The sequence below is a fragment of the Streptomyces globosus genome, assembly GCF_003325375.1.
GTDB classification, from domain to species: Bacteria; Actinomycetota; Actinomycetes; order Streptomycetales; family Streptomycetaceae; genus Streptomyces; species Streptomyces globosus_A.
The window spans coordinates 401433-426051 of sequence record NZ_CP030862.1 but is presented as its reverse complement, the minus strand read 5'-3'; the positions used below and the strand labels follow the sequence as shown (position 1 = coordinate 426051).

The 24619-nt window shown below is 73.5% G+C and carries 25 protein-coding genes; 11 read left to right on the top strand and 14 right to left on the bottom strand.

Features of this window, described 5'->3' with window-relative positions:
* Positions 1-42 precede the first annotated feature (42 nt).
* The 3 genes from ilvD to C0216_RS02020 form a co-directional block, all read right to left on the bottom strand.
* Positions 43-1896: a dihydroxy-acid dehydratase gene (gene ilvD, locus C0216_RS02030; protein ID WP_114053593.1), complete on the bottom strand. Its 1854-nt coding sequence runs from the start codon at positions 1894-1896 to the stop codon at positions 43-45.
* A 196-nt stretch (positions 1897-2092) separates the two neighbouring features.
* Positions 2093-2911, bottom strand: coding sequence for a sugar phosphate isomerase/epimerase family protein (locus tag C0216_RS02025; protein WP_114058395.1), 819 nt, complete (start codon positions 2909-2911; stop codon positions 2093-2095).
* 71 nt (positions 2912-2982) lie between these two features.
* Positions 2983-3912, bottom strand: a complete 930-nt coding sequence (locus C0216_RS02020; protein WP_114053592.1) for a Ppx/GppA phosphatase family protein — start codon at positions 3910-3912, stop codon at positions 2983-2985.
* A gap of 64 nt (positions 3913-3976) precedes the next feature.
* On the opposite strand from C0216_RS02020, the gene C0216_RS02015 reads away from it, so the two are divergent.
* On the top strand, positions 3977-4831 hold the full coding sequence (locus C0216_RS02015) for a hypothetical protein (RefSeq protein WP_114053591.1): 855 nt from the start codon (positions 3977-3979) through the stop codon (positions 4829-4831).
* A 51-nt stretch (positions 4832-4882) separates the two neighbouring features.
* Here the strand turns inward: C0216_RS02015 and C0216_RS02010 are convergent, their stop codons facing one another.
* Together C0216_RS02010 and C0216_RS02005 are read right to left on the bottom strand one after the other, a co-directional pair.
* The gene (locus tag C0216_RS02010) at positions 4883-5095 is read right to left on the bottom strand and encodes an antitoxin (RefSeq protein WP_114053590.1); all 213 of its coding nucleotides are present in this window, start codon (positions 5093-5095) and stop codon (positions 4883-4885) included.
* Between the two features lie 88 nt (positions 5096-5183).
* Complete coding sequence (locus C0216_RS02005; protein ID WP_114053589.1) at positions 5184-6902, bottom strand: BACON domain-containing protein; 1719 nt, start codon at positions 6900-6902, stop codon at positions 5184-5186.
* Between the two features lie 138 nt (positions 6903-7040).
* On the opposite strand from C0216_RS02005, the gene radA reads away from it, so the two are divergent.
* Together radA and disA are read left to right on the top strand one after the other, a co-directional pair.
* Positions 7041-8453, top strand: a complete 1413-nt coding sequence (gene radA / locus C0216_RS02000; protein WP_114053588.1) for a DNA repair protein RadA — start codon at positions 7041-7043, stop codon at positions 8451-8453.
* 149 nt (positions 8454-8602) lie between these two features.
* Positions 8603-9727, top strand: coding sequence for a DNA integrity scanning diadenylate cyclase DisA (gene disA, locus C0216_RS01995; RefSeq protein WP_114053587.1), 1125 nt, complete (start codon positions 8603-8605; stop codon positions 9725-9727).
* A 56-nt stretch (positions 9728-9783) separates the two neighbouring features.
* Here the strand turns inward: disA and C0216_RS01990 are convergent, their stop codons facing one another.
* The gene (locus C0216_RS01990) at positions 9784-10578 is read right to left on the bottom strand and encodes a hypothetical protein (RefSeq protein WP_342777142.1); all 795 of its coding nucleotides are present in this window, start codon (positions 10576-10578) and stop codon (positions 9784-9786) included.
* Between the two features lie 169 nt (positions 10579-10747).
* Between C0216_RS01990 and C0216_RS01985 the strand changes: the two genes are divergently transcribed.
* The 7 genes from C0216_RS01985 to C0216_RS01955 all read left to right on the top strand — a co-directional run bounded on the left by C0216_RS01985 (position 10748) and on the right by C0216_RS01955 (position 17229).
* Entirely contained in the window at positions 10748-11362 is a 615-nt protein-coding gene (locus C0216_RS01985; protein WP_114053585.1) for a phosphatase PAP2 family protein, read from the top strand.
* A 22-nt stretch (positions 11363-11384) separates the two neighbouring features.
* Entirely contained in the window at positions 11385-12338 is a 954-nt protein-coding gene (locus C0216_RS01980; RefSeq protein ID WP_114053584.1) for an A/G-specific adenine glycosylase, read from the top strand.
* Positions 12339-12509: 171 nt separating this feature from the next.
* Positions 12510-13082 (top strand): SigE family RNA polymerase sigma factor, encoded by a 573-nt coding sequence (locus C0216_RS01975; RefSeq protein ID WP_114053583.1) that lies wholly within the window; start codon positions 12510-12512, stop codon positions 13080-13082.
* Positions 13083-13120: 38 nt separating this feature from the next.
* On the top strand, positions 13121-13756 hold the full coding sequence (locus C0216_RS01970; protein WP_114058394.1) for a hypothetical protein: 636 nt from the start codon (positions 13121-13123) through the stop codon (positions 13754-13756).
* Positions 13757-13857: 101 nt separating this feature from the next.
* Positions 13858-14562, top strand: a complete 705-nt coding sequence (cseB, locus tag C0216_RS01965; RefSeq protein ID WP_114053582.1) for a two-component system response regulator CseB — start codon at positions 13858-13860, stop codon at positions 14560-14562.
* Entirely contained in the window at positions 14559-15872 is a 1314-nt protein-coding gene (gene cseC, locus C0216_RS01960; RefSeq protein ID WP_114053581.1) for a two-component system sensor histidine kinase CseC, read from the top strand. The genes cseB and cseC overlap by 4 nt, the downstream gene beginning before the upstream one ends.
* 67 nt (positions 15873-15939) lie before the next feature.
* Positions 15940-17229 (top strand): LamG domain-containing protein, encoded by a 1290-nt coding sequence (locus tag C0216_RS01955; RefSeq protein WP_162793099.1) that lies wholly within the window; start codon positions 15940-15942, stop codon positions 17227-17229.
* A gap of 59 nt (positions 17230-17288) precedes the next feature.
* On the opposite strand, the gene C0216_RS01950 is transcribed toward C0216_RS01955, so the two are convergent.
* Together C0216_RS01950 and C0216_RS01945 are read right to left on the bottom strand one after the other, a co-directional pair.
* Positions 17289-17909 carry a M23 family metallopeptidase gene (locus tag C0216_RS01950; protein ID WP_114053579.1) on the bottom strand — a complete coding sequence of 207 codons (621 nt, stop codon included), beginning with the start codon at positions 17907-17909 and terminating at the stop codon, positions 17289-17291.
* A gap of 425 nt (positions 17910-18334) precedes the next feature.
* A complete protein-coding gene (locus C0216_RS01945; RefSeq protein WP_114053578.1) occupies positions 18335-20860 on the bottom strand; it encodes an ATP-dependent Clp protease ATP-binding subunit in 2526 nt (841 codons plus the stop codon).
* A 449-nt stretch (positions 20861-21309) separates the two neighbouring features.
* Here C0216_RS01945 and C0216_RS01935 point away from each other — a divergent pair, with 449 nt between their 5' ends.
* The gene (locus tag C0216_RS01935) at positions 21310-21879 is read left to right on the top strand and encodes an SCO3374 family protein (RefSeq protein WP_114053577.1); all 570 of its coding nucleotides are present in this window, start codon (positions 21310-21312) and stop codon (positions 21877-21879) included.
* Here C0216_RS01935 and C0216_RS01930 read toward each other — a convergent pair.
* The 6 genes from C0216_RS01930 to C0216_RS01910 all read right to left on the bottom strand — a co-directional run bounded on the left by C0216_RS01930 (position 21858) and on the right by C0216_RS01910 (position 24576).
* Positions 21858-22196, bottom strand: coding sequence for a histone-like nucleoid-structuring protein Lsr2 (locus tag C0216_RS01930; protein ID WP_114053576.1), 339 nt, complete (start codon positions 22194-22196; stop codon positions 21858-21860). The genes C0216_RS01935 and C0216_RS01930 overlap by 22 nt on opposite strands.
* 164 nt (positions 22197-22360) lie before the next feature.
* Positions 22361-22891: an amino-acid N-acetyltransferase gene (locus C0216_RS01925; RefSeq protein WP_114053575.1), complete on the bottom strand. Its 531-nt coding sequence runs from the start codon at positions 22889-22891 to the stop codon at positions 22361-22363.
* A gap of 9 nt (positions 22892-22900) precedes the next feature.
* Positions 22901-23374, bottom strand: a complete 474-nt coding sequence (locus tag C0216_RS01920; protein WP_114053574.1) for a BlaI/MecI/CopY family transcriptional regulator — start codon at positions 23372-23374, stop codon at positions 22901-22903.
* Between the two features lie 101 nt (positions 23375-23475).
* Positions 23476-23643 carry a hypothetical protein gene (locus C0216_RS33800; protein WP_174250333.1) on the bottom strand — a complete coding sequence of 56 codons (168 nt, stop codon included), beginning with the start codon at positions 23641-23643 and terminating at the stop codon, positions 23476-23478.
* A 14-nt stretch (positions 23644-23657) separates the two neighbouring features.
* On the bottom strand, positions 23658-24290 hold the full coding sequence (locus C0216_RS01915; RefSeq protein WP_114053573.1) for a hypothetical protein: 633 nt from the start codon (positions 24288-24290) through the stop codon (positions 23658-23660).
* A gap of 100 nt (positions 24291-24390) precedes the next feature.
* Positions 24391-24576, bottom strand: a complete 186-nt coding sequence (locus C0216_RS01910) for a DUF397 domain-containing protein (RefSeq protein ID WP_114053572.1) — start codon at positions 24574-24576, stop codon at positions 24391-24393.
* Between the last annotated feature and the right edge of the window lie 43 nt (positions 24577-24619).

The following is a 24619-nucleotide window of genomic DNA, read 5'->3' as shown; positions in this document are numbered from 1 at the left end:
GCCCGCCGCAGGTGCGGCGGCCGGGGCTTCGCGGTGGGTGCGTCAGCCCGTCAGCTTCGAGACGTCGCGGACCGCGCCCTTGTCGGCGCTCGTCGCCATCGCCGCGTAGGCGCGGAGGGCGGCCGAGACCTTGCGTTCGCGGTTCTTCGGGGCGTAGACGCCGCCGAGGGCCTCGCGGCGGGCCTCCAGCACGGCCTCGTCGACGAGGAGGTCGATCGAGCGGTTCGGGATGTCGATGCGGATGCGGTCGCCGTCCTCGACGAGGGCGATCGTGCCGCCCGAGGCGGCCTCCGGGGAGGCGTGGCCGATGGACAGGCCGGAGGTGCCGCCGGAGAAGCGGCCGTCGGTGATCAGGGCGCAGGCCTTGCCGAGGCCGCGGCCCTTGAGGAAGGAGGTCGGGTAGAGCATCTCCTGCATGCCGGGGCCGCCCTTGGGGCCCTCGTAGCGGATGACGACGACGTCGCCCTCCTTGACCTGCTTGGAGAGGATCTTCTCGACGGCCTCGTCCTGGGATTCGCAGACGACGGCCGGGCCCTCGAAGGTCCAGATCGACTCGTCGACGCCGGCGGTCTTCACGACGCAGCCGTCGACGGCGATGTTGCCCTTGAGGACGGCGAGGCCGCCGTCCTTGCTGTACGCGTGCTGCACGGAGCGGATGCAGCCGTTCTCGGCGTCGAGGTCGAGGGACTCCCAGCGCTCGGACTGGGAGAAGGCCGTCGCGGAGCGCTTGCATCCGGGGGCGGCGTGCCACAGCTCCATCGCCTCCGCGGAGGCGGTGCCGGAGCGGGCGTCCCAGGTGGCGAGCCAGTCCTCCAGGCCCCGGGAGTGGACGGTGGTGACGTCCTTGTTGAGGAGGCCGCCGCGGTGGAGTTCGCCGAGGATGGCGGGGATGCCGCCGGCCCGGTGGACGTCCTCCATGTAGTAGGTGCCGCCGGGGGCGACGTTCGGGGCGACCTTGGCCAGGCAGGGGACGCGGCGGGAGACGGCGTCGATGTCCTTCAGGTCGTAGTCGAGGCCGGCTTCCTGGGCGGCGGCCAGGAGGTGCAGGATCGTGTTGGTCGAGCCGCCCATGGCGATGTCGAGGGCCATGGCGTTCTCGAAGGCCTCGCGGGTGGCGATGTTGCGGGGGAGGACGGATTCGTCGCCGTCCTCGTAGTACCGCTTGGTGATCTCGACGACGGTGCGGCCGGCCTGTTCGTAGAGGGCGCGGCGGGCGGTGTGGGTGGCGAGGACGGAGCCGTTGCCGGGGAGGGCGAGGCCGATGGCCTCGGCGAGGCAGTTCATCGAGTTGGCGGTGAACATGCCGGAACACGAGCCGCAGGTGGGGCAGGCGTTCTCCTCGATGCGCAGCACGTCCTCGTCGGAGACGTTCTCGTTGACCGCGTCGACGATGGCGTTGATCAGGTCGAGTTTGCGGACGGTGCCGTCGACGAGGGTGGCCTGGCCGGCCTCCATGGGGCCGCCGGAGACGAAGACGACCGGGATGTTCAGGCGCATCGCGGCCATCAGCATGCCCGGGGTGATCTTGTCGCAGTTGGAGATGCAGATCAGGGCGTCGGCGCAGTGCGCCTCGACCATGTACTCGACGGAGTCGGCGATCAGGTCGCGCGACGGCAGCGAGTAGAGCATGCCGCCGTGGCCCATGGCGATGCCGTCGTCGACGGCGATGGTGTTGAACTCACGGGGGACGGCCCCTGCCGCGCGGATGGCGTCGGAGACGATCCGGCCGACCGGCGCGAGGTGGGTGTGGCCGGGGACGAACTCGGTGAAGGAGTTGGCGACCGCGACGATCGGCTTCCCGATGTCCTCGCTCGCTACGCCCGACGCACGCATGAGGGCGCGGGCGCCCGCCATGTTGCGGCCGTGGGTGACAGTGCGGGACCTCAGCTCGGGCATCGGGTTCACTCCCCATGAGTGCGGTGGCGCCGGGGCGCCGCCGCGACTGCGGATATGGCTCGGTTACGAGGCTACGCCCCCGGACCGGGATGCGGACAGCCGGTCCGGATGCCGGGACGGGAGGGTCAGTCCTCGGTCAGGTGCCGCTGCCGGGCGGGCGCGGCGGGGGCGGTGCCCGCCTGCGCAGCGTTTCCGGTCACGGGCGGCGCGCCGGGGCGGTGGCCAGGTGGAGCCGGGTGAAGGCGAGGGCCTCGGCGAGGTCGGCCTCGCGCTCGGCGGAGGACATGGCCCTGCGGGTGTTGACCTCGATGACGACGTGCCCGTCGAAGGAGTTCGCGGCGAGCCGCTCCAGCAGCTCGGCGCAGGGCTGGGTGCCGCGGCCGGGGACGAGGTGCTCGTCCTTCGCGGAGCCGTTGCCGTCGGCGAGGTGGACGTGCGCGAGGCGGTCGCCCATCCGGTCGACCATCGCGGTGGCGTCGGTGCGGGCGGTCGCGGTGTGCGACAGGTCGACGGTGAAGTGCCGGTAGTCGTCCTTGGTGACGTCCCACTCGGGCGCGTAGGCGAGCATCTCGCGGTCGCGGTAGCGCCAGGGGTACATGTTCTCGACGGCGAACCGGACGCCGGTCTCGTCGGCCATGCGCCAGATGCCGGTGACGAAGTCCCGGGCGTACTGGCGCTGCCAGCGGAACGGCGGGTGGACGACGACGGTGCTCGCGCCGAGCCGCTCGGCGGCGGCCTGCGCCCGCCGGAGCCGGATCCACGGGTCGGTCGACCAGACGCGCTGGGTGATCAGCAGGCAGGGCGCGTGGACGGCGAGGATCGGCACGCCGTGCCGGTCGGAGAGGCGGCGCAGCGCGTCGATGTCCTGGCTGACCGGGTCCGTCCAGACCATGACCTCCACGCCGTCGTAGCCGAGGCGCGCGGCGATCTCGAAGGCGGTCGCCGTCGACTCCGGGTAGACGGAGGCGGTGGAGAGGGCGACTTTCGCGGTCGGGACGCGGACGGGTTCTGCCACGGGGACAGGGTACGGGCCCCGCGCGGCCGGGGGCAGACCGGCCGCCGCGGCCGGCCGGGCCGGGCGCGGCATCAGGTGGGCAGGTGGTCCAGGCGGCGCAGGATGACGCCCTCGCGCAGCGCCCACGGGCAGATCTCCAGCTCGTCGATGCCGAAGAGGTCCATGGCGCCCTCGGCGACCAGAGCCCCGGCCAGCAGCTGGGCGGCGCGGCCCTCGGAGACGCCCGGGAGGGTGGAGCGCTGCTCGACGGTCATCTCGGAGAGCTTGGGCACCCACTCCTCCAGTGCCTTGCGCGAGAGTTCGCGCTGCGCGTAGGGGCCGTCTGCGGAGCGGGCGGCGCCGGCGATGCGGGCCAGCTGCTTGAACGTCTTGGAGGTGGCCACGACGTGGTCGGGGGTCCCGAAGCGGCTGAACTCGCGGACGACGCGGGCGATCTGGGCCCGCGCGTGCCGCCGCAGGGCGCGGATGTCGGCCGGCTCCGGCGGGTCGCCCGGCAGCCAGGCCGAGGTGAGGCGGCCTGCGCCGAGCGGGAGGGAGGCGGCCGCGTCCGGGTCCTCGTCGATGCCGTAGGCGATCTCCAGGGAGCCGCCGCCGATGTCGAGGACGAGCAGGCGGCCCGCCGACCAGCCGAACCAGCGGCGGGCGGCGAGGAAGGTGAGCCGCGCCTCGTCCTCGCCGCTGAGGACGGCCAGGTCGACGCCGGTCTCGGCCTTGACGCGGGCCAGCACCTCGTCGGCGTTGGTGGCCTCGCGCACGGCGCTGGTCGCGAAGGGCAGGACGTCCTCGCAGCCCTTGTCCTCGGCGGCCTGCGCCGCGCCGGCTATCGCCGAGACGAGGAGCTCGATGCCGTCGCGGGTGACCGCCCCGTGTTCGTCGAGCAGCTGGGCGAGGCGCAGCTCGACCTTGTGCGAGTGCGCCGGCTGCGGGCGCGCGCCGGGGTGCGCGTCCACCACCAGCAGGTGGATCGTGTTCGACCCCACATCGAGGACACCGAGTCTCATAAGGGGAAACGCTACTGTGCGGCGGGAGCCGGGGGTGCCCGAAGAGCGGCATAGGCTTGGTTGCGTGCCACACACCAAGAAGGCCGACAAGCCCAAGAGCGGCAAGAACGGCAAGAGCGGCAAGAAGGCCGAGGCGGTAGGACCCGCCGCGGCCGCGGGCGACGAGACCGGCCTCGACTTCCCCCGGGCGTGGGTGGAGTTCCCGGACCCGGCGGACGACGAGCAGGTCTTCCGCTGCGACCTGACGTGGCTGACCTCGCGCTGGACATGCATCTTCGGCAGCGGCTGCCAGGGCATCCAGGCCGGCCGGGCCTCGGACGGCTGCTGCACGCTGGGCGCGCACTTCTCGGACGAGGACGACGAGAAGCGGGTCGCGGAACACGTGGCCCGGCTCTCCCCGGAGCTGTGGCAGTTCCACGACGTGGGCACCGGCACCGGGTGGGTGCAGAGGGACGAGGACGGGGAGCGGCAGACCCGCCGGTGGGAGGGGGCGTGCATCTTCCTCAACCGGCCGGGGTTCCCGGCGGGCGCGGGCTGTTCGCTGCACATCCTGGCGCTGCGGGAGGGGCGCGAGCCGCTGGAGACGAAGCCGGACGTGTGCTGGCAGCTGCCGATCCGGCGCACCTACGAGTGGATCGACCGGCCGGACGACACGCGGGTGCTGCAGGTCTCCATCGGCGAGTACGACCGGCGGGGCTGGGGGCCGGGCGGGCACGACCTGCACTGGTGGTGCACGTCGGCGACGTCGGCGCACGGCGCCGGGCAGCCGGTGTACGTGTCGTACCGGGCGGAGCTGGTCGAGCTCATGGGAGCGGAGGCGTACGCGGAGCTGGTGCGGCTGTGCGAGGCCCGGCTGGCGTCGCTGCTGCCGATGGCGCCGCACCCGGCGGACCCGCCGGGCCCGCCGGCGGCGGGGTAGCGCGGGCGGCCGGCCCGGGTGCCGGGCCGGCCGCCCGGGACGCCGGGGCGGTCAGCGCTGCGGCGGGGCGGGCGGCGGGGGCGGGTTCTGGTCGCGGCCGGTGGTGCCGAACTGGTCCTTGAGCCGCTCCTGGGCCGTGTCGACGTGGCGGGCGTACTTGCCTTGCGTCCTCTTGTCGACCATGTCGCCGCCCTTGTCGACGGCCTGGTCGACCGTGGACTCATGTCCCTTCAGCATCTGCTTCAGCTTGTCCAGCATGCTCATCCGGACCTCCTGGTCCTCCGGGGTCCCCCGCTGGTTCCAGGGTGGCCGCGCTGATCTGTGCGCGCACCTCGTGGGCGGGGCGCGGCGGTCACGGAGCGGGGTCGGCGGGGGGTGGGGGAACCGTTCCTCCGGGGTCGTCCGGCGTGGCGGTGGGCGTGGGCTCGGGGGTCCCGGAGGGTGTCGGCTCGGGTGTCGGCGTCGGGGTCGGGGTCGGGGTCGGTTCGGGGGTGGGTGTCGGGGTGGGCGTCGGCGTCGGCTCGGGGGCGGGGGGCTCGCTTCCGGCCGGTGCGGGGCGGCCGCTGCCGCGTACGGCGACGACGGCGCCTCCCGGGTCGACGCCGACGCGGGCGGTCCAGGGGCCGACGGGCTCGGATGCGCCGTCCACCGTGATCAGGATCCGGGCGGAGTCGCCCGGCGCCAGCGTGCCGGCGGTCCGGCTCGCGCGGAGCCAGGGGCCGTCGGAGGAGAGCCGCCAGTGCACCGGGGCCCCGCCGGAGGCGGTCAGGGTGAGCACGGTCGTTGCGCCGTCGGCGGAGGCGGAGACGGTGAGCCGGCCCGGGGCGCCGGGCCGGTCGGGGGCGGCCGGGGCGCCGGTGCTGATCACCTCGACGGAGACGGAGGGCGAGGGTCCGGCGAAGCCGGGGGCGCCGGTGGTGCGGCCGGTTCCGCCGGTGTTCTCGTACGCCCGCATGGGGCTGCCGCCCGCCCGGCCCGGCGGGAGCTCCGCCTCGCCGGCCGAGATCCGCGTGGCGTCGGCGCCGGCGGGTTCGCCGGTGCCGGGGCCGCCGCGGTGGGCCGTCCACAGGGCGAGTACGGGCGCTGCGACGACGGTCGCGACGACGGTGGTGGTGACGGCTCGGGCCCGCAGCCGGTCGCGGCGGGCGGCCCGGTCGCGCGGGTCCACGGGGAAGCCGGTGCGGTCGAAGCGCGGGGCGGGCCGGCCGCGGCTCCGGCCGGGCCGCTGGAGTGCGGCGTGCACGGCGGTGCGGGGGGCCTGGACGAGGGGAAGGGCCGCCTCGATGCCGCAGGAGCCCGGCCAGGGGGAGGCGGCGTCGACGCGTTCGGCGAGGCGGCGGCAGCGCGGGCAGTCGTCCACGTGCCGGACGAGCTCGGTGCGCAGGGTGGTGGACAGCAGGAGCTGCCCGCCGCCGGTGAGCCGGGAGACGGAGGGGCAGCCGCCGGTCTCGACGACGGCGAGGGCGGCGCGGGTGCGCTCCACTTCGCAGGCCGCGCCGGCCAGCAGTTCGCGGGCGCCGGCCTCGGGGGTGCCGAGGACCGCGGCGAGCTCGGGTACGCCGAGGCGGTGGCGGACGGCGAGTTCGAGGGCCTCTCGCTGTTCGGGCGTGGTGCCGGCGGCCTCGGGCCAGGCGAGCCGGGCCAGCTCGGTGCGCCGGTGCGCGGCGGTGTCGCGGGGGCGGTCGCCGGGGGCGCGGTGCGCTTCGGTGTGCTCCGGCGCACGCCGGGCGGTGTGCGCCCCCTGCCGGGTCCCCTGCCGGGTCCCCTGCCGTTCCGCGAGGCGGCGCAGGCAGGCCCAGCGGGCGAGGGCGTAGAGCCAGGCGCGGCGGTCGCTCTCGTCGGGGCAGCGGCCGGGGTGCCGCTCGGCCACGGCCAGGACGTCGGCGAGGACGTCGGTGGCCGTGTCGTGGTCGCACAGGACGGACAGGCAGTACGTGAACAGGCCGTCCAGGTACGGCTCGTGCCGGAAGGGGGGCGCCTGTTCTCTTTCGCGCCCCTCGGGGGGCGTGCGCCCGTGCGCCCGTTGCGCGCCGGAGCGCCGGGCGGGGCTTTCCTGGTTGCTGCTGTTCACCCTGGCGAAGGTAGGCGGCAGCCCGCCGGGAGCCGTGAAGCCTTGAGCTGTTTTAGCCCTTACGGGTGACGAGATCGAACAGCCGCTGACCGCCCGACTGACGCCGGGCTGTCGGCGCCTGCCGTTACGGTGGGCGCCATGGCTGCCCGTACATCCCGCTCGTCCGCCAAGGACCGGCCCTCCTACCGCTGCACCGAGTGCGGCTGGACCACCGCCAAATGGCTCGGGCGCTGCCCCGAGTGCCAGGCGTGGGGCACCGTCGAGGAGATGGGGGCGGCCGCCGTGCGGACCACCGCGCCCGGCCGCGTCTCGACCGCCGCGCTGCCGATCGCGCAGGTCGACGGCAGGACGGCGACCGCCCGCAGCACGGGCGTCGACGAGCTGGACCGGGTGCTCGGCGGCGGCCTCGTCCCCGGCGCCGTCGTCCTGCTCGCCGGCGAGCCGGGCGTCGGCAAGTCGACGCTGCTGCTGGACGTGGCGGCCAAGGCCTCCGGCCCCTCCCACCGCACCCTGTACCTCACCGGGGAGGAGTCCGCGAGCCAGGTGCGGCTGCGGGCCGACCGCATCGGCGCGCTCAGCGACCACCTCTACCTCGCCGCCGAGACCGACCTGTCGGCCGTCCTCGGCCACATCGAGGCCGTGAACCCCTCGCTGCTGGTCCTGGACTCCGTCCAGACCGTCGCCTCCCCCGAGATCGACGGGGCGCCCGGCGGCATGGCCCAGGTCCGCGAGGTCGCCGGCGCCCTGATCCGGGCGTCCAAGGAGCGCGGCATGTCGACGCTGCTCGTCGGCCACGTCACGAAGGACGGCGCCATCGCCGGCCCGCGGCTGCTGGAGCACCTGGTGGACGTCGTCCTCGGGTTCGAGGGCGACCGGCACGCCCGGCTGCGCCTGGTGCGCGGCGTGAAGAACCGGTACGGCGCCACCGACGAGGTGGGCTGCTTCGAACTGCACGACGAGGGCATCACCGGCCTCGCCGACCCCAGCGGGCTGTTCCTGACCCGCCGCGCGGAGGCCGTCCCCGGCACCTGCCTGACCGTCACCCTGGAGGGCAAGCGGCCGCTGGTCGCCGAGGTGCAGGCGCTGACCGTCGACTCGCAGATCCCCTCCCCGCGGCGGACCACCTCCGGGCTGGAGACCTCCCGCGTCTCGATGATGCTGGCCGTGCTGGAGCAGCGCGGCCGGATCACCGCGCTCGGCAAGCGGGACATCTACAGCGCCACCGTGGGCGGGGTGAAGCTGACCGAGCCGGCCGCCGACCTGGCCGTCGCCCTGGCGCTCGCCTCGGCCGCGAGCGACGTCCCGCTGCCGAAGAACCTGGTCGCCATCGGGGAGGTCGGCCTGGCCGGCGAGGTCCGCCGGGTCACCGGCGTGCAGAGGCGCCTCGCCGAGGCCCACCGGCTCGGGTTCACGCACGCGCTGGTGCCCGCCGACCCGGGGAAGGTGCCCGCCGGCATGAAGGTCACGGAGGTCGCGGACATGGGCGATGCGCTGCGCGTTCTGCCCCGCCGGCGCTCCCGCGAGACGGCCCGCGAGACGGCCCGCGAATAGCCCCGGGAGGGCCTGCGGGCGGGCGTGTGCGGGGGTCCCCCGGGGCGCACCTGGCGAAGCCACGGCGGGCGCGCAGCGGGCGCCGGTAGACTTTGTGCTGGTCCGCCCGGCCCTACGCAGGCGGCGCAACCCGCGACCGGAGGAGTGCAGTGGCAGCCAAGGACGGGGCAGCAGCATCCGGGAAGTCGGGCGCGAGCTCCAGGCAGGAGGCCATGATGCGTGCCTCCCTGAGCGCGGTCGCACCCGGCCAGCCCCTGCGCGACGGCCTGGAGAGGATCGTCCGCGGCAACACCGGCGGCCTGATCGTCCTCGGCATGGACAAGGCCGTCGAGGCGATGTGCACGGGCGGTTTCGTCCTGGACGTGGAGTTCACCGCGACCCGGCTGCGGGAGCTGTGCAAGCTCGACGGCGCACTCATCCTCGACAAGGACCTCACCAAGATCCTGCGGGCCGGCGTGCAGCTGGTCCCGGACGCCTCGATCCCGACGGAGGAGACCGGCACCCGGCACCGCACCGCGGACCGCGTCTCCAAGCAGTGCGGGTTCCCCGTCGTGTCCGTCTCGCAGTCGATGCGGCTGATCGCCCTGTACGTGAACGGGGAGCGCCGCGTCCTGGAGGAGTCGGGCGCGATCCTGTCCCGGGCCAACCAGGCGCTCGCCACGCTGGAGCGGTACAAGCTCCGGCTGGACGAGGTCGCGGGCACGCTGTCGGCGCTGGAGATCGAGGACCTGGTCACGGTGCGCGACGTCACGGCCGTCGCGCAGCGGCTGGAAATGGTCCGCCGGATCGCGACGGAAATCGCGGAGTACGTGGTCGAGCTGGGCACGGACGGGCGACTGCTGTCGCTCCAGCTGGACGAGCTGACGGTCGGGATCGAGCAGGAGCGGGAGCTCGTCATCCGGGACTACGTGCCCGAGCCGACGGCGAAGCGGTCGCGCACCGTCGAGGAGGCTCTGCCGGCCCTGGACGCGCTGACGCACCCGGAGCTGCTGGAGCTGGGCATCGTGGCGCGGGCGCTGGGGTACACGGGCTCGCCCGAGACGCTGGACTCGGCGGTGTCGCCGCGCGGCTACCGGCTGCTGGCGAAGGTGCCGCGGCTGCCGGGCGCGATCATCGAGCGGCTGGTGGAGCACTTCGGCGGGCTGCAGAAGCTGCTCGCGGCCGGCGTGGACGACCTCCAGGCCGTCGACGGGGTCGGCGAGGCCCGCGCCCGCAGCGTCCGCGAGGGGCTGTCCCGCCTGGCGGAGTCCTCGATCCTGGAACGCTACGTCTGACGGACGCGGGCGGGGGCGGGGCCCACGGGGGCCGGCGTTCCCGGCCCCCGCCGCGCCTACTCCGGCTTCAGCACGAACGAGGTCCGCGCCACCGGCAGTCCCGGGGCCTTGGCCTCCACCACGTAGGTGTCGGGGACGGCCGCGCCCTGCGGGGGCGTCTGGCACTGGTCGGCGGCGCTCGGCTTGCGGTCCCACTCGACGGTGTGCCTGGTCTCGCCCTGCGCCGGCACGCGGAAGAACGCCGTGCCCGCGCCCTGCGGGCAGTCCGCCGAGGACCAGACGGCCTTGCTGGTGCCGGCCTGGAGGATCGTCACGACGGCCTGCCTGGGGCCGAGATCGACCTTGCAGGTGGATCCGGTGATGTTGCGGGCGATCAGTTCCAGACGCGGCTTCTCGCCCGCCTCGTACTCGTTCTTGGCGCTCTTGACCTCCCACTGGAGGGCGCTCGTCGAGCACGTCGGCAGCGGGGAGTCCGCCGGCACCTGCGCCGCGGCCGCGCCGCCGGCCGCACCGGCGCCGCCGCCCGCGCCCGCCGCGGAGCCGGAGTCGGCGCCGGAGCCCGCGCCGCCGCCCGAACCGGAGCTTGGTTCACCGTTCTTGGCGGTTCCGGCGCCCGACTCGGTTCGCCCGCCCGGGGCCTGACTGATCGCCGGCCCGGTGCCCGAGGGCCCGGGTGTGATCGAGGCCGCCGGGTCGGGTCCGTCCTGGCCCTTCCCGTTCGTACTGGAGGTGCCGCCACCGGAACTGACGGCCCATACGGCGAGCAGCGCGATGAGCGCCACGACGGACGCCAGGACGGCCCTCCGTCGCCAGTAGATGGAGGAGGGGAGCGGCCCGACCGGATTGCGCATAGATCCCACGGACGGAACTCTACGAGAATCCGGGGCCCGAACCGCGCCCTACATGCCGCACATCCGCCCGGTTCTGCCGATGATCATCCTGGAGGCGGAGGGCGCGGGGAGGACTATCAGCCAGGGGTGGCACGCGGCCGCCCGCGGGCGTTGAGTACGGTCGGTCACCATGGACACCTCGGACCTCTACCGCGACATCACCGACTCCGCCCGCTCGGCACCCGGTTGGGTGCAGACGGCGTTCGAAGTGTGGACCGAACTCGGGCTGCTGATATTCGGTTTCCTCTTCATAGCCGTGTGGTGGCGCGCCCGCGGGCAGCGCAGCCCGCGGGCGGTGTCCCTCGCGGTCCTCGCGCCCCTCGCCACCGCGTTCGCGTACGTGGTCTCCGAGACCGTGAAGGTCCTCGTCCAGGAGGAGCGGCCCTGCCGGGCCGTCGCGAATGCGGCCGCCTCACTCTCCGTGTGCCCGGAGCCGGGCGACTGGTCCTTCCCCAGCAACCACTCCGCCATCGCGGGCGCCGCGGCCGTCGCCCTCGCCCTGGCGCTGCGCCGGCTGGTGCTGCTGACCCTGCCGATTGCGGTGCTGATGGCGTACTCCCGGGTCTTCGTCGGCGTGCACTACCCGCACGACGTGGCCGTGGGCCTGGTGGGCGGCGGGATCGTCGCCGCCCTCTTCGTCCTGGCGCTGACCGGGCCGGTCGGCCGGATCGCCGCGTCCATGCGGGCGAGCGGCAACGCGACGGCCATGTGGTTCACCGGTCCGGGCTCCGCACGCCGGACCTGAAACGTGCCAGGATGCGGTAGCCATGACTGCATCCCGGACGACCACCACCGCACCCGCCGGCTCCCCCGGTGCCGCCGGCGCCCCGGCGGCCCCCCACCCGCTGCACGCGCCGGTCATCGACTGGTTCGACGAGCACGCCCGCGACCTGCCCTGGCGCCGCCCCGAGGCCGGCCCGTGGGGTGTGATGGTCAGCGAGTTCATGCTCCAGCAGACACCCGTGAGCCGGGTCCTGCCCGTGTACGGGCAGTGGCTGGCCCGCTGGCCGCGCCCCGCCGACCTGGCCGCCGAGGCCCCCGGTGAGGCCGTACGCGCCTGGGGGCGGCTCGGGTACCCGCGGCGCGCGCTGCGGCTGCACGGAGCGGCCGTGGCCATAACGGAGCGGCACGGCGGCGACGTGCCGCGGGACCACGCGCAGCTCCTGGCGCTCCCCGGTATCGGCGAGTACACGGCGGCCGCGGTGGCCTCGTTCGCGTACGGGCAGCGGCACGCCGTGCTCGACACCAACGTCCGCCGGGTCTTCGCCCGCGCGCGGACCGGCGTCGAGTACCCGCCGAACGCGACCACCGCGGCCGAGCGCCGCCTGGCCCGCGAGCTGCTGCCGCAGGACGAGGCGACCGCGGCCCGCTGGGCGGCGGCCTCCATGGAGCTCGGCGCCCTGGTGTGCACGGCCCGCAACCCCGACTGCGCCCGCTGCCCCGTGGCCGGCCAGTGCGCGTGGCGGCTGGCCGGCAAGCCCGCGCACGACGGGCCGCCGCGGCGCGGGCAGACGTACGCGGGGACGGACCGGCAGGTCCGCGGCAAGCTCCTCGCGGTGCTGCGGGACGCGGTCGGGCCGGTTCCCCAGGCGGTGCTGGACACGGTGTGGAACGAGCCCGTACAGCGGGCCCGCGCGCTGGACGGGCTCGTGGCCGACGGGCTGGTGGAACCGCTGTCCGGCGGCATGTACCGGCTGCCGCAGCATCCCGCCTCCGACTGACTGATCCATTCCGCTTTTCTCGGCGAAAGCCCAGCTCACGGGCGTTGTTACACAACCTATGGGTGTCCGTGCGCCCACCGCAGGCTGGCCCGCACAGGCTCGTGACAACGCCTCCGTACCTTCGGGTCCGTTGCAGCGGACGAGCGGTGCACGGAACGGAGGCGGTCGGAGATGGCGCACGGCGAGGTACTCGGCTTCGAGGAGTACGTACGCACCCGGCAGGACGCGCTGCTGCGCAGCGCCCGGCGCCTGGTCCCGGACCCCACCGACGCCCAGGACCTGCTCCAGACCGCCCTCGTGCGCACCTACGGCCGCTGGGACGGCATCGCCGACAAGTCCCTGGCCGACGCCTACCTGCGGCGCGTCATGATCAACACCCGTACCGAGTGGTGGCGCGCCCGCAAGCTGGAGGAGGTCCCCACCGAACAGCTCCCGGACGCCTCCGTCGAGGACGGCACCGAGCAGCGCGCCGACCGCGCCCTGCTGATGGACATCCTCAAGGTGCTCGCCCCCAAGCAGCGCAGCGTCGTCGTGCTGCGACACTGGGAGCAGATGAGCACGGAGGAGACCGCTGCCGCGCTGGGCATGTCCACGGGTACTGTGAAGAGCACCCTGCACCGCGCACTGGCCCGGCTCCGGCAGGAGCTGGAGAACCGGAACCTGGACATGCGCGCGCTGGAGCGCGGTGACCACCGCGGTGACCCCACCATCCGGTACGAGAGGCGTGAGCGGTGCGCGGCCTGAACGGCCAACTCCTGAGCGGCAGAGGGCCGCTGGTACTGATGTCGGCGGGGACGATCGTCCTCGTCGGCACCGTGCTGTTCGCGGTCGGCTGCTCGGCCGCGGGGACGGGGCTGCGCGACGGCGGCCCCGCCCGCACGGAGACCGTCGCGAAGAGCGGCTCGCCGCCGGCCCCGGCGGGCACCGCGCCGAGTGCGCCGGGCGGGTCGGGGAAGCCGTACCAGAAGGTCGACCCGGTCGCCCTGCTGATGGCGGACCCCAAGGTCAACCCGCAGGTGAAGCGGGACCTCAAGCCCTGCACGGGCAAGGAGTACCCGGTCGACGTCAGCTACGGGAAGGTCACCGGCGGCCCGGCCGCCGACATCGTGGTGAACGTGCTGTCCTGCGCCGACGCCCTGGGCCGCGGCTCCTACGTGTACCGGGCCGAGGACGGCAGGTACGAGAATGTGTTCTCGGACGAGCAGCCGCCCGTCTACGCGGAGATCGACCGGGGCGACCTGGTCGTCACCAAGCCGGTGTACGGCAAGAGCGACCCGCTCGCCTACCCCTCCGGCGAGGACGTGGTCACCTACCGCTGGGACGGGGAGAGGTTCACCGAGCACGACCGCGTGCACACCGACTACAGCAACATCGACGGCGGGGCCCTGCCCGCCCCGGCGGTCAGCCCGAAGGGCTGAGGCGCCGCGCCGGCACCCGGGGCGACCCGGCGCCGGCAGACCCAGGACCCGGGCCCGGGCGGCCCGCCGACGAAGCGAAGATACCGAGGCGAGGCGTGCGCATGGCCGAGACCCATGTCCTGTTCGTGGAGGACGACGACGTCATCCGCGAGGCCACCACCCTGGCGCTGGAGCGCGACGGGTTCACGGTCACCGCCATGCCCGACGGCCTGTCGGGCCTGGAGTCCTTCCGGGCCTGCCGGCCCGACATCGCCCTCCTGGACGTGATGGTGCCCGGCATGGACGGCGTCAGCCTGTGCCGCCGCATCCGCGACGAGTCCACCGTCCCCGTGATCATGCTGTCGGCGCGGGCCGACTCCATCGACGTGGTCCTCGGCCTGGAGGCCGGCGCGGACGACTACGTCACCAAGCCGTTCGACGGCGCCGTCCTCGTCGCCAGGATCCGGGCCGTCCTGCGCCGCTTCGGCCACGCAGGCGGCCCGAACGGGGCCGGCGGGCCCGGCGACGGCGGGCCCGGGAACGGGATCCTCGCCTTCGGGGACCTGGAGGTCGACACCGAGGGCATGGAGGTCCGCAGGGCGGGCGCGCCGGTGGCGCTCACCCCGACCGAGATGCGGCTGCTGCTGGAGTTCTCCTCCGCGCCCGGCACCGTGCTCTCCCGGGACCGGCTGCTGGAGCGGGTCTGGGACTACGACTGGGGCGGCGACACCCGTGTCGTCGACGTCCACGTGCAGCGCCTGCGCACCAAGATCGGGCAGGACCGGATCGAAACGGTCCGCGGCTTCGGATACAAGCTCAAGGGATGAGACGCTTCACCTTCCGCACGGGCATCCGCTGGAAGATCGCCTCGGCCATCGCCGCCGTCGCCGCGCTCGTCGTCGTCGCCCTGAGCCTCGTCGTGCACAGCGGCGCCCGGACCTCGATGCTCGACAGCGCCCGAGAGGTGCAGCTCGACCGCGTCCAGTTCATCGCCCGCAACGTCGAGGCCGGCCGCAAGCCGCCGATGGGCGCCAAGCTCAACGACCCCGACCTGCCCGCGGAGTTGCGGGAGAAGGCCAAGTCGGGTCGGCGCGGCACCTACATCCAGGAGTCCCGCAGGGGCCTGCCCGAGGTGTGGGCGGCGGTGCCGCTCGGCAACGGCCAGGTCCTCTCCCTGCACACCACCTTCAAGGACAGCGCCAAGCTGGTGCGCGACCTCGACCGGGCGCTGGTCGTCGGCTCGCTGACCGCCGTCGTCGCCGGCGCGGCCTTCGGCGTGCTCATCGGCGGGCAGATCTCCCGTCGGCTGCGGAAGGCCGCCGCCGCCGCGCAGCGCGTCGCCCACGGCGACCCCGACGTGCGGGTCCGGGACGCCGTCGGCGGCGTCGTCCGCGACGAGACCGACGACCTGGCGCGCGCGGTCGACGCCATGGCGGACGCCCTCCAGCAGCGGCTGGAGGCCGAGCGGCGGGTGACCGCGGACATCGCGCACGAGCTGCGGACCCCGGTGACGGGCCTGCTGACGGCGGCGGAGCTGCTGCCGCCGGGCCGGCCGACCGAGCTGGTCCTGGACCGGGCGCGGGCCATGCGGGCGCTCGTCGAGGACGTCCTGGAGGTGGCCCGGCTGGACAGCGCGTCCGAGCGGGCGGAGCTCCAGGACCTGGCGCTGGGCGAGTTCGTGGGGCGCCGGGTGGCGGCGCAGATGCCGGAGGCGACCGTCCGGATCGTCGCGGACGAGATCGTCAGCACCGACCCGCGGCGCCTGGAGCGGATCCTCGGCAACCTGCTGGCGAACGCGGCCCGTTACGGGCGCCCGCCGGTCCAGGTCGACGTCGAGGGCCGGGTGGTCCGGGTCCGCGACCACGGCCCCGGCTTCCCCGAGGCGCTGCTGCGGGAGGGCCCGAGCCGGTTCCGCACGGGGTCGACGGACCGGGCCGGCGGGGGCCACGGGCTGGGGCTGACCATCGCGGAGGGGCAGGCGCGTGTGCTGGGCGCACGGCTGACGTTCCGGAACGTGGCCGCCCCGGGCGGCTCGGACCAGGAGGGGTCCGCCGCGGGTGCGGTGGCCGTCCTGTGGCTGCCGGAGCACGCGCCGACGGCGACGGGCAGCTTCCCGATCGTCCGGCTGCCGGAGTGAGCGGCGGCATACGGGGGATGGGACCGGGTCGTACGCCTGTACGGCGGCGTGTTCTAGCATCCCTGGCATGACCGACGGCAAGCATCCCCCGAACACCCCGCAGCCCGAGCCCGCTCCGGGGAACAGCGGCTACGGGTTCCCGCCGGTCCCGCCGGCACCCGGCGGCGGCTACGGCTTCCCGCCCGGACAGCCCGCGGCGGGCGGCGGCTTCGGCCCTCCGCCGGGCGGGGCCGCCCCGCAGGGCGGCTACGGCTTCCCGCAGGCGGGCGCCCCGAACCCGTACCGGCAGGACGGCCCCGGCGCACCGGCCGGAGCGGGAGCGCCCGGAGCGCCGGGAGCGCCCGGCGGGCCGTTCCAGCAGAATCCGACCATGCCGCCCGCGCAGTGGCCGCCGGCCGGGCTGCCCGTCCACGAGGCCCCGGCACCGGCGCCGTTCTACCCGCAGCAGTCCGGGCAGCCCGACTGGGAGGCGCTGGCCGACCGCACGGCGTCCGAGCGGCGCAAGAAGAGGACGTGGGGGATCGTCGGCGGCGCGACCGTGCTGGCGCTGCTCGCCGGCGGCGGCGCGTTCTGGCTGCTCGGCGGGGACGGCGGGGAGCAGCCGCAGGCGGACGGCCGGCCGGCGGCCTCCGAGCCGGGCTCGCCCTCGCCGAGCGGCTCCAAGAGCAAGAAGCCCGTGGACAACAGCCCCACCGTCAAGGACGACCCGACGCAGATCCGGGACCGCGCCGGCAAGGCGCCGCTGAAGATGGGCCCCGACGCGGGCGTCTTCCCGATCGACAAGCGCTTCGAGATCCGCACCAGGGGCGGTGAGAACTCCTACGCGGAGTCCGAGAAGCAGATCGTCGACACGTCCAAGAGCTTCACCGTCTCGGCCCGCGTCTGGGTCCGCTCCACCAAGGGCCGGCAGATCGCCGTCAGCCAGGGCAACGAGAAGTCGTCGTCGTTCGCGCTGGGCCTGGACCAGGTGAAGGGGAAGCCGGCCTGGGTGTTCCGCGTCCAGACCGGGGACCAGGGCGCGGACGCCACGACCGTCGTCGTCAGCGGCAAGAGCTCGAAGATGGAGAAGACCTTCGCCGAGCTGACCGCGACGTACGACGCGGAGCGCAAGCAGATCGCCCTGTACGTGAACGGGAAGAAGGCCGGCGAGGCGGCGGTTCCCGGCATCCACGACGCGAAGGGGCCGCTCCAGCTGGCGCGGGTCCGGCACGAGGACAAGTGGACGGCCGCGTGGAACGGGGCCATGGACAGCATCCAGACCTATGACAAGGCGCTGTCCGCGGCGCAGGTCGACACGCTGAAGCCGGGCAAGGCGAATGCGTCGGTCGAGCCGACCGGGGCCTGGCTGCTCTACTGAGCCCGCCCGGCGGAGGGGATCCCCGCCGGGCCTGCCGTGCCGTTCGGAGGGGCTCCGGGTCAGAGGGTGACGCCGGCGGCGCGCAGGAAGGCGACCGGGTTGACGGAGGAGCCGTAGTTCGGGGTGGTCCGGATCTCGAAGTGGAGGTGCGGGCCGGTCGAGTTGCCGGTGTTGCCGGAGAGGGCGATCTGCTTGCCCTTCGCGACCTTCTGGCCGACCTTCACCTGGATCTTGGACAGGTGCGCGTACTGCGAGTAGGTGCCGCCCGCGTGCTTGACCACGACGGCGTTGCCGTAGGCAGGGCCGTCGCCGCCGCCGTTGGGGCCGGCCTTGACGACGACGCCGGCGGAGACGGACTTGACCGGGGTGCCCACCGGGACGGCGAAGTCCTGGCCGGAGTGCTTGCGCGACCACAGGTTGCCGCCCTTGCCGTACGTGGCGCTGAGCGTGTAGGTGGAGAGCGGCTTCTGCCAGGCGCCGGCCTTGGCGGAGGCCTGGGCGGCGGCGGAGGCCTGGGCGGACGCCTGCGCGGCGACCAGCTCGGCGGTGGCGGTCAGGCTGGTGGGGGCCTCGTCGGCGAACGCGGAGCCGGTCCCGGCACCCAGGGCCAGGGCCGCACCGATGGCGGTTGCGCCGATGGCGAGACGGGTACGGGGGGTGGTGACGCGCTTCGCGGACATGAAAGACCTCCGGGGCCGGGGACAAGGGCAGTCAGGCATCAGGCGGCCCGGCACGCTGTGCGACCGGGTGCCGGGCTTGCCCCTCATTGGTAACCCGCGCCCCACGCCATCCCCAAACGTCCCTTTTACTACCCCGGCTCGTAGCCGGGGGTCGTGTGACGCAGGCCGTAGACCGCCCGCTGCCAGCACTGATGCCAGGGGCAGGGTGGGGACAAATCGGACACTGGATCTACGAAAGGTCATAGGACGTCCGTTTTGCCCTGTGCCCCTTGTCACCGGCCGGAGGCCCCTGCGGGCCCTGCGGGGCGGGTTCCGCGGCCCGGAGAGTGCCCGCGGGGGCGCCGCCGACGCAAAGGGGCGGCCCCGGAACCGAGTGGTTCCGGGGCCGCCCCTGGTGCGTCAGGCCGCCTGTGCGGACCGCGCGGTCACGCGCCCTTGCTCAGGTCCGGGCCGGAGCCCGTCGCCTCGATCGGGGGGAGGTCCGGCAGGGCCGACTTCTCCTCGCCGCGGAAGGTGAACTTGGCGTCCTCGCCCTCACCCTCCTTGCCGACGACCACGATGTGGCCCGGGCGCAGCTCGCCGAAGAGGATCTTCTCCGACAGGATGTCCTCGATCTCGCGCTGGATGGTCCGGCGCAGCGGGCGGGCGCCCAGGATCGGGTCGTAGCCGCGCTTGGCGAGCAGGAGCTTCGCGTCGCCGCTCAGCTCGATGCCCATGTCGCGGTCCTTCAGGCGCTCGTCCACCTTGGCGATCATCAGGTCGACGATCTGGATGATGTCGTCCTGCGACAGCTGGTGGAAGACCACCGTGTCGTCGACACGGTTCAGGAACTCGGGGCGGAAGTGCTGCTTCAGCTCCTCGTTGACCTTGGCCTTCATGCGCTCGTAGCCGGTCTTGACGTCGCCCGTGGCGGCGAAGCCCAGGTTGAAGCCCTTCGAGATGTCCCGGGTGCCCAGGTTGGTGGTCATGATGATGACCGTGTTCTTGAAGTCCACGACCCGGCCCTGGGAGTCGGTCAGGCGACCGTCCTCCAGGATCTGGAGAAGGGAATTGAAGATATCCGGGTGGGCCTTCTCGACCTCGTCGAAGAGGACGACGGAGAACGGCTTGCGGCGCACCTTCTCGGTGAGCTGGCCGCCCTCTTCGTAGCCCACGTAGCCGGGGGGCGAACCGAAGAGGCGGGAAACCGTGTGCTTCTCGCTGAACTCCGACATGTCGAGGGAGATCAGCGCGTCCTCGTCGCCGAAGAGGAATTCGGCGAGCGTCTTCGACAGCTCGGTCTTACCGACACCGGACGGGCCGGCGAAGATGAACGAGCCGCCGGGGCGCTTCGGGTCCTTCAGACCCGCACGGGTGCGGCGGATCGCCTGGGAGAGCGCCTTGATGGCGTCCTTCTGCCCGATGACGCGCTTGTGGAGCTCGTCCTCCATGCGCAGCAGGCGCGAGGACTCCTCCTCGGTCAGCTTGAAGACGGGAATGCCGGTCGCGGTCGCGAGGACCTCGGCGATGAGCTCGCCGTCGACCTCGGCGACGACGTCCATGTCGCCGGCCTTCCACTCCTTCTCGCGCTTGGCCTTCGCGGCGAGGAGCTGCTTCTCCTTGTCGCGGAGGGAGGCCGCCTTCTCGAAGTCCTGCGAGTCGATCGCCGACTCCTTGTCCCGGCGGACACCCGCGATCTTCTCGTCGAACTCGCGGAGGTCCGGCGGTGCGGTCATCCGGCGGATGCGCATCCGGGAGCCGGCCTCGTCGATCAGGTCGATCGCCTTGTCCGGCAGGAAGCGGTCGGAGATGTAGCGGTCGGCCAGGGTGGCCGCCTGCACGAGGGCCTCGTCCGTGATGGAGACGCGGTGGTGGGCCTCGTAGCGGTCGCGCAGGCCCTTGAGGATCTCGATGGTGTGCGGGAGCGAGGGCTCCGCCACCTGGATCGGCTGGAAGCGGCGCTCCAGGGCCGCGTCCTTCTCCAGGTGCTTGCGGTACTCGTCCAGCGTGGTGGCGCCGATGGTCTGGAGCTCACCGCGGGCCAGCATGGGCTTGAGGATGCTGGCGGCGTCGATCGCGCCCTCGGCGGCGCCCGCACCGACGAGCGTGTGGAGCTCGTCGATGAACAGGATGATGTCGCCGCGGGTGCGGATCTCCTTGAGGACCTTCTTCAGGCGCTCCTCGAAGTCGCCGCGGTAGCGGGAGCCCGCGACCAGGGCGCCCAGGTCCAGGGTGTAGAGGTGCTTGTCCTTGAGGGTCTCGGGCACCTCGCCCTTGACGATGGCCTGCGCCAGGCCCTCGACGACGGCGGTCTTGCCGACGCCGGGCTCGCCGATGAGGACCGGGTTGTTCTTGGTGCGGCGGGACAGCACCTGCATGACCCGCTCGATCTCCTTCTCGCGCCCGATGACCGGGTCGAGCTTGGATTCGCGGGCCGCCTGGGTGAGGTTGCGGCCGAACTGGTCCAGGACGAGCGAGGTCGAGGGGGTGCCCTCGGCCGGGCCGCCTGCGGTGGCCGACTCCTTGCCTCCGCCGGAGTAGCCCGAGAGCAGCTGGATGACCTGCTGACGGACCCGGTTGAGATCGGCGCCCAGCTTCACCAGGACCTGGGCGGCGACGCCCTCGCCCTCGCGGATCAGGCCGAGCAGGATGTGCTCGGTGCCGATGTAGTTGTGGCCGAGCTGGAGGGCCTCTCGGAGCGAAAGCTCCAGGACCTTCTTCGCCCGCGGGGTGAAGGGGATGTGCCCGGACGGGGCCTGCTGGCCCTGGCCGATGATCTCCTCAACCTGCTGGCGAACAGCCTCGAGCGAAATCCCGAGGCTCTCCAGGGCCTTAGCGGCGACACCCTCACCCTCGTGGATCAAGCCCAGGAGGATGTGCTCGGTGCCGATGTAGTTGTGGTTGAGCATCCGGGCTTCTTCCTGAGCCAGGACGACAACCCGCCGCGCGCGGTCGGTGAACCTCTCGAACATCGTTTATCGCTCCTCAGAGCGGTCGGGCAGTTCGGGGTCGGTCCCCGCCCTGTCCTTCCGCATGCTAGTCCCGCGGGGCGGGACAGCTCATTCCAACTGCCGACATCCGTCCGCGGCTCACCCCCGTGTCCTGGGGAAAACCGGCTCCAACAGCCGACAACTGCTCCAACCCGATGGTGCGAGACGATGTTCCCGCAGGCCAGGCAGATACCCGTCACACGTGTACGCCGATGGCGAACGGAACCGCTCAAATCAGCGTGTCGCCCCGATCCACTAGGAATGTCTTACCCGTGCACACTGACACTCCATGCCCGCGGCACCGCGTCCCTCCGCTACGGGCGAACACGATTCCGTCCCGAATGCGGGACTCCGCCGGCGGCGGGCTTTACGTTCCGCACCTGTCGGGACGCCCAGCGTAACCCGGCGGGCCTCCCGGAGTTGCTCCGGGCATGGCCTTCACCGTTCCGCCGCCCCGCTCCGCCCCGGACGCCGGATTCGACTCCTGGTACGAGGACGTCCTCGGCTGGCCCGTGGTGGGCGGCCCGCCCGGCGCACTGCCCACCGGGATCCGGTTCGACGCCCTGGAGCTGCCGTCCGATGCGGGGGCGGAGCTGCTGCGGCGGACCGTGCCGACGGGTCCCGTCGCCCTGGAGGGCGGCCGGATGCGCTTCCTGCTGGCCGCGGGGAGCGCAGACGAGCTGGGCGGGCTGCTGGACTGGCTGGAGTGGGGCGGGGTCGCCCTGGACCTCACCGCCCTGGGTGGGGGCGGTGCCTTCACCGCCCCGGTCCCACCGGGGCGGTGGCCGCGGGGAAGCCTCCGGGGGGCCGCCGTGTGGCTGCGGCCCCCCGGACCGGGGTGCGAGGCCCTGCTGCCCGCCCTGCCCGGTCCCGGGCGGGGCGGCGGGGCCGCGGAGCGGCCCGATCTCGTGCGCCTGGTAGCCGCGGCGGCGACGGAGTGCCACCGGGCGCGGCTGCGGCGGCGCACGCCGCTGAGCGGTCAGCCCTTGGCGTTCTCGTAGGCCTCGCGGATCTCGGCCGGGACGCGCCCGCGGTCGTTGACGTTCATCCCCTGGGCCTTGGCCCACGCGCGGATCTCGGCGGTGTCCGGGTGTCCGGAGCCGGAGGCGGCGCGGCCCTTGGCGCGGCCGGCTGCGGCACGGCCGCCGGTGCGGCGCCCGCTCTTGGTGTACGGCTCGAGCAGACCACGGAGCTTTTCCGCGTTGGCGGTGGTGAGGTCGATCTCGTAGGTCTTGCCATCCAGAGCGAACGTCACGGTCTCGTCCGCCTCGCCACCGTCGAGGTCGTCGACAAGAAGGACCTGAACCTTCTGTGCCACCGGATTTCCTTTCATCGAAAAGCAGTACGCGGAAAGGAAACCGCTTTTCCGGGGAAAACACAAACCCCCGGGGAGAGGTTCAGGACCGCAACGGGGAGGGAAACGTGCGCGATTCGGACATAGGCCACAGGTGCGCGGACCCCGGGAAAAGCCGCCGTGATCGATCAGAGACGCAGAAGCATGCGGCTGTTGCCCAACGTGTTCGGCTTCACCCGTTCGAGACCGAGGAACTCGGCGACGCCCTCGTCATAGGAACGGAGGAGCTCCATGTAGACATCGGTCTCGACCGGGGTCTCCCCGATCTCGACGAAGCCGTGCTTCGCGAAGAAGTCCACTTCGAAGGTGAGGCAGAAAACCCGGCTGACGCCGAGGGCGCGGGCGGTCTCCAACAACTGCACGAGCAGGAGGTGGCCGACACCGCCCCCCTTCACGTCGCGGTCGACGGCGAGAGTGCGGACTTCGGCGAGGTCCTCCCACATGACGTGGAGAGCGCCGCAGCCGACGACCACGCCGTCGGAGTCCCGTTCGGCCACCCAGAACTCCTGGATGTCCTCGTAAAGGACGACGGGGGCTTTGTCGAGGAGGATCCGCTGGTGCACGTACTGGTCCAGCAGTCTGCGCAGTGCGCGGACATCGCGGGTGCGGGCACGGCGGATCGTCACCGTTTCTGCGGGGGCAGCGGAAATGTCGGCCATGGCCGGACGCTATCGCCCCGGTGCCGCGGCCTGCCCGGCGGAGCCCTCCGCGGCCGGCGGCTCCTGCGGGGGCGGCTCGGCGGCGGCCGGGGCCTGCGGGGCCGGTTCGGCGGCCGCCTCGTCGTCGTGCTGGACGATGCGGATGGCGTCGCGGAGGGCCTCGCGCTGCTCGGCGGACATCATGCCGAAGAAGGCGACCAGGGCGGCGGCCGGGCTGTCGCTGGTCGACCAGGCCTCGTTCATCAGGGCGGCGGAGTAGGCGGCCCGGGTGGAGACGGCCGTGTAGCGGTAGGCGCGGCCCTCGGCCTCGCGGCGGACCCAGCCCTTCTGGTGGAGGTTGTCCATCACGGTCATGACCGTGGTGTAGGCGATGGACCGCTCCTGCTGGAGGTCCTCCAGGACTTCCCTCACCGTGACGGGGCGGTTCCACTGCCACACCCGCGTCATGACGGCGTCTTCGAGTTCTCCCAAGGGCCGGGGCACACCTGCACGATAGTGCGGAATGTACGGAATTGCGCGCGGAAAGGGGCACAAAAATCGGGCGCACGGCCGGAAGGCCGTACGCCCGGGTCGTGCTCGGCCCGTCAGGGCTGCGACTGCCGGGCGGACTCGGCGCGGGCGAGCGCGGCGTCGACGGCCGCGTCCTCCTTCGCCTTGTTGGCGCCGCCCTGGCTCTTCACGATCGTCACGATGAGGGCGATGAAGAACGCGGCCATGACGACGGGGGGAAGGAGCGCGGAAACGTAGTCCATGCCCCCCAGCGTAGCTACCCGGCGGCCAGGTCCGCCGCCGGGGGCGGGGTCGGCCTGCGGCGCGGCGGGAACACCTCGCCCGGGGTCGGTACGGGCCGCTGCGCGGGCCGCTCGCCCGGCCGCTCCGCGGGCCGCTGGGGCCGGGCCGGCTCCTTCGGGCCGGGCTTGGGCCGCGGCGGCGGCTCCTGGCCGCCCTCCCGGCCGCCGGCCAGTGCCAGCAGCCGGGTGCGCGGCGGGCCGACGACCGGCCTGCGGCGGGGCAGGGGGTGCTCGGCCGCGGTGCGGATCCGCTCCAGCAGCGCCTCGGCGGCCGGGTGCGGGCGCAGGCCGCGCAGGGCGTCCAGGTCCTCGGGGAGCGGCTCGCAGCCGGCGGCGAGGGCGTCCGCGAGGAGTCCCAGGTAGCCGGAGCGGCTGCCGGGGAGGGCTCTGCGGTAGCGGTCGAGGTCGGCGAGGAGGAACGCTCTGAGCCGGCCCGCCTCCCGGGCCGCGTCGTCCACCGCCTGGGCGAGGTGCAGGCAGTCCTGGACCTCGGCGGCCGTCGGCGGGGCCGGTGAGGGCTGGAGGGCACGGGCGAGCGTGCGCCTGAGCACGCGCAGCTCGGCGGCGCTGAACGCCATGCCGCCGCGGGTTCCGTAGGGCGTGGGCATGGGCCGAAGATACGCGCTAATCGGACAAAATCCCCTGATCGTCGCGTTTGCGGCGCGGCGGCCGGGCGGCGCCCGGGGGACCCGCGGCGGCCGGCCTGCGTCAGCCGTGCTCCTTGACGGCCCGCAGGAAGTCGGCCCACGCGGCCTGCGTGGTGGCCAGGACGAGGTGCGCCGGGTCGCTCAGGTCGGCGACGCGCACGAGGTGGCCGGGGGCGGCGGACACGTAGACGCAGGCATCTCCGTCGCCGCAGTACGAGGACTTCTGCCAGGCGGGGTGAGCGGTCATGTGGTCTCTCCTCCGAGGGACGGGCTGGTGCTTCCCGTGGTGG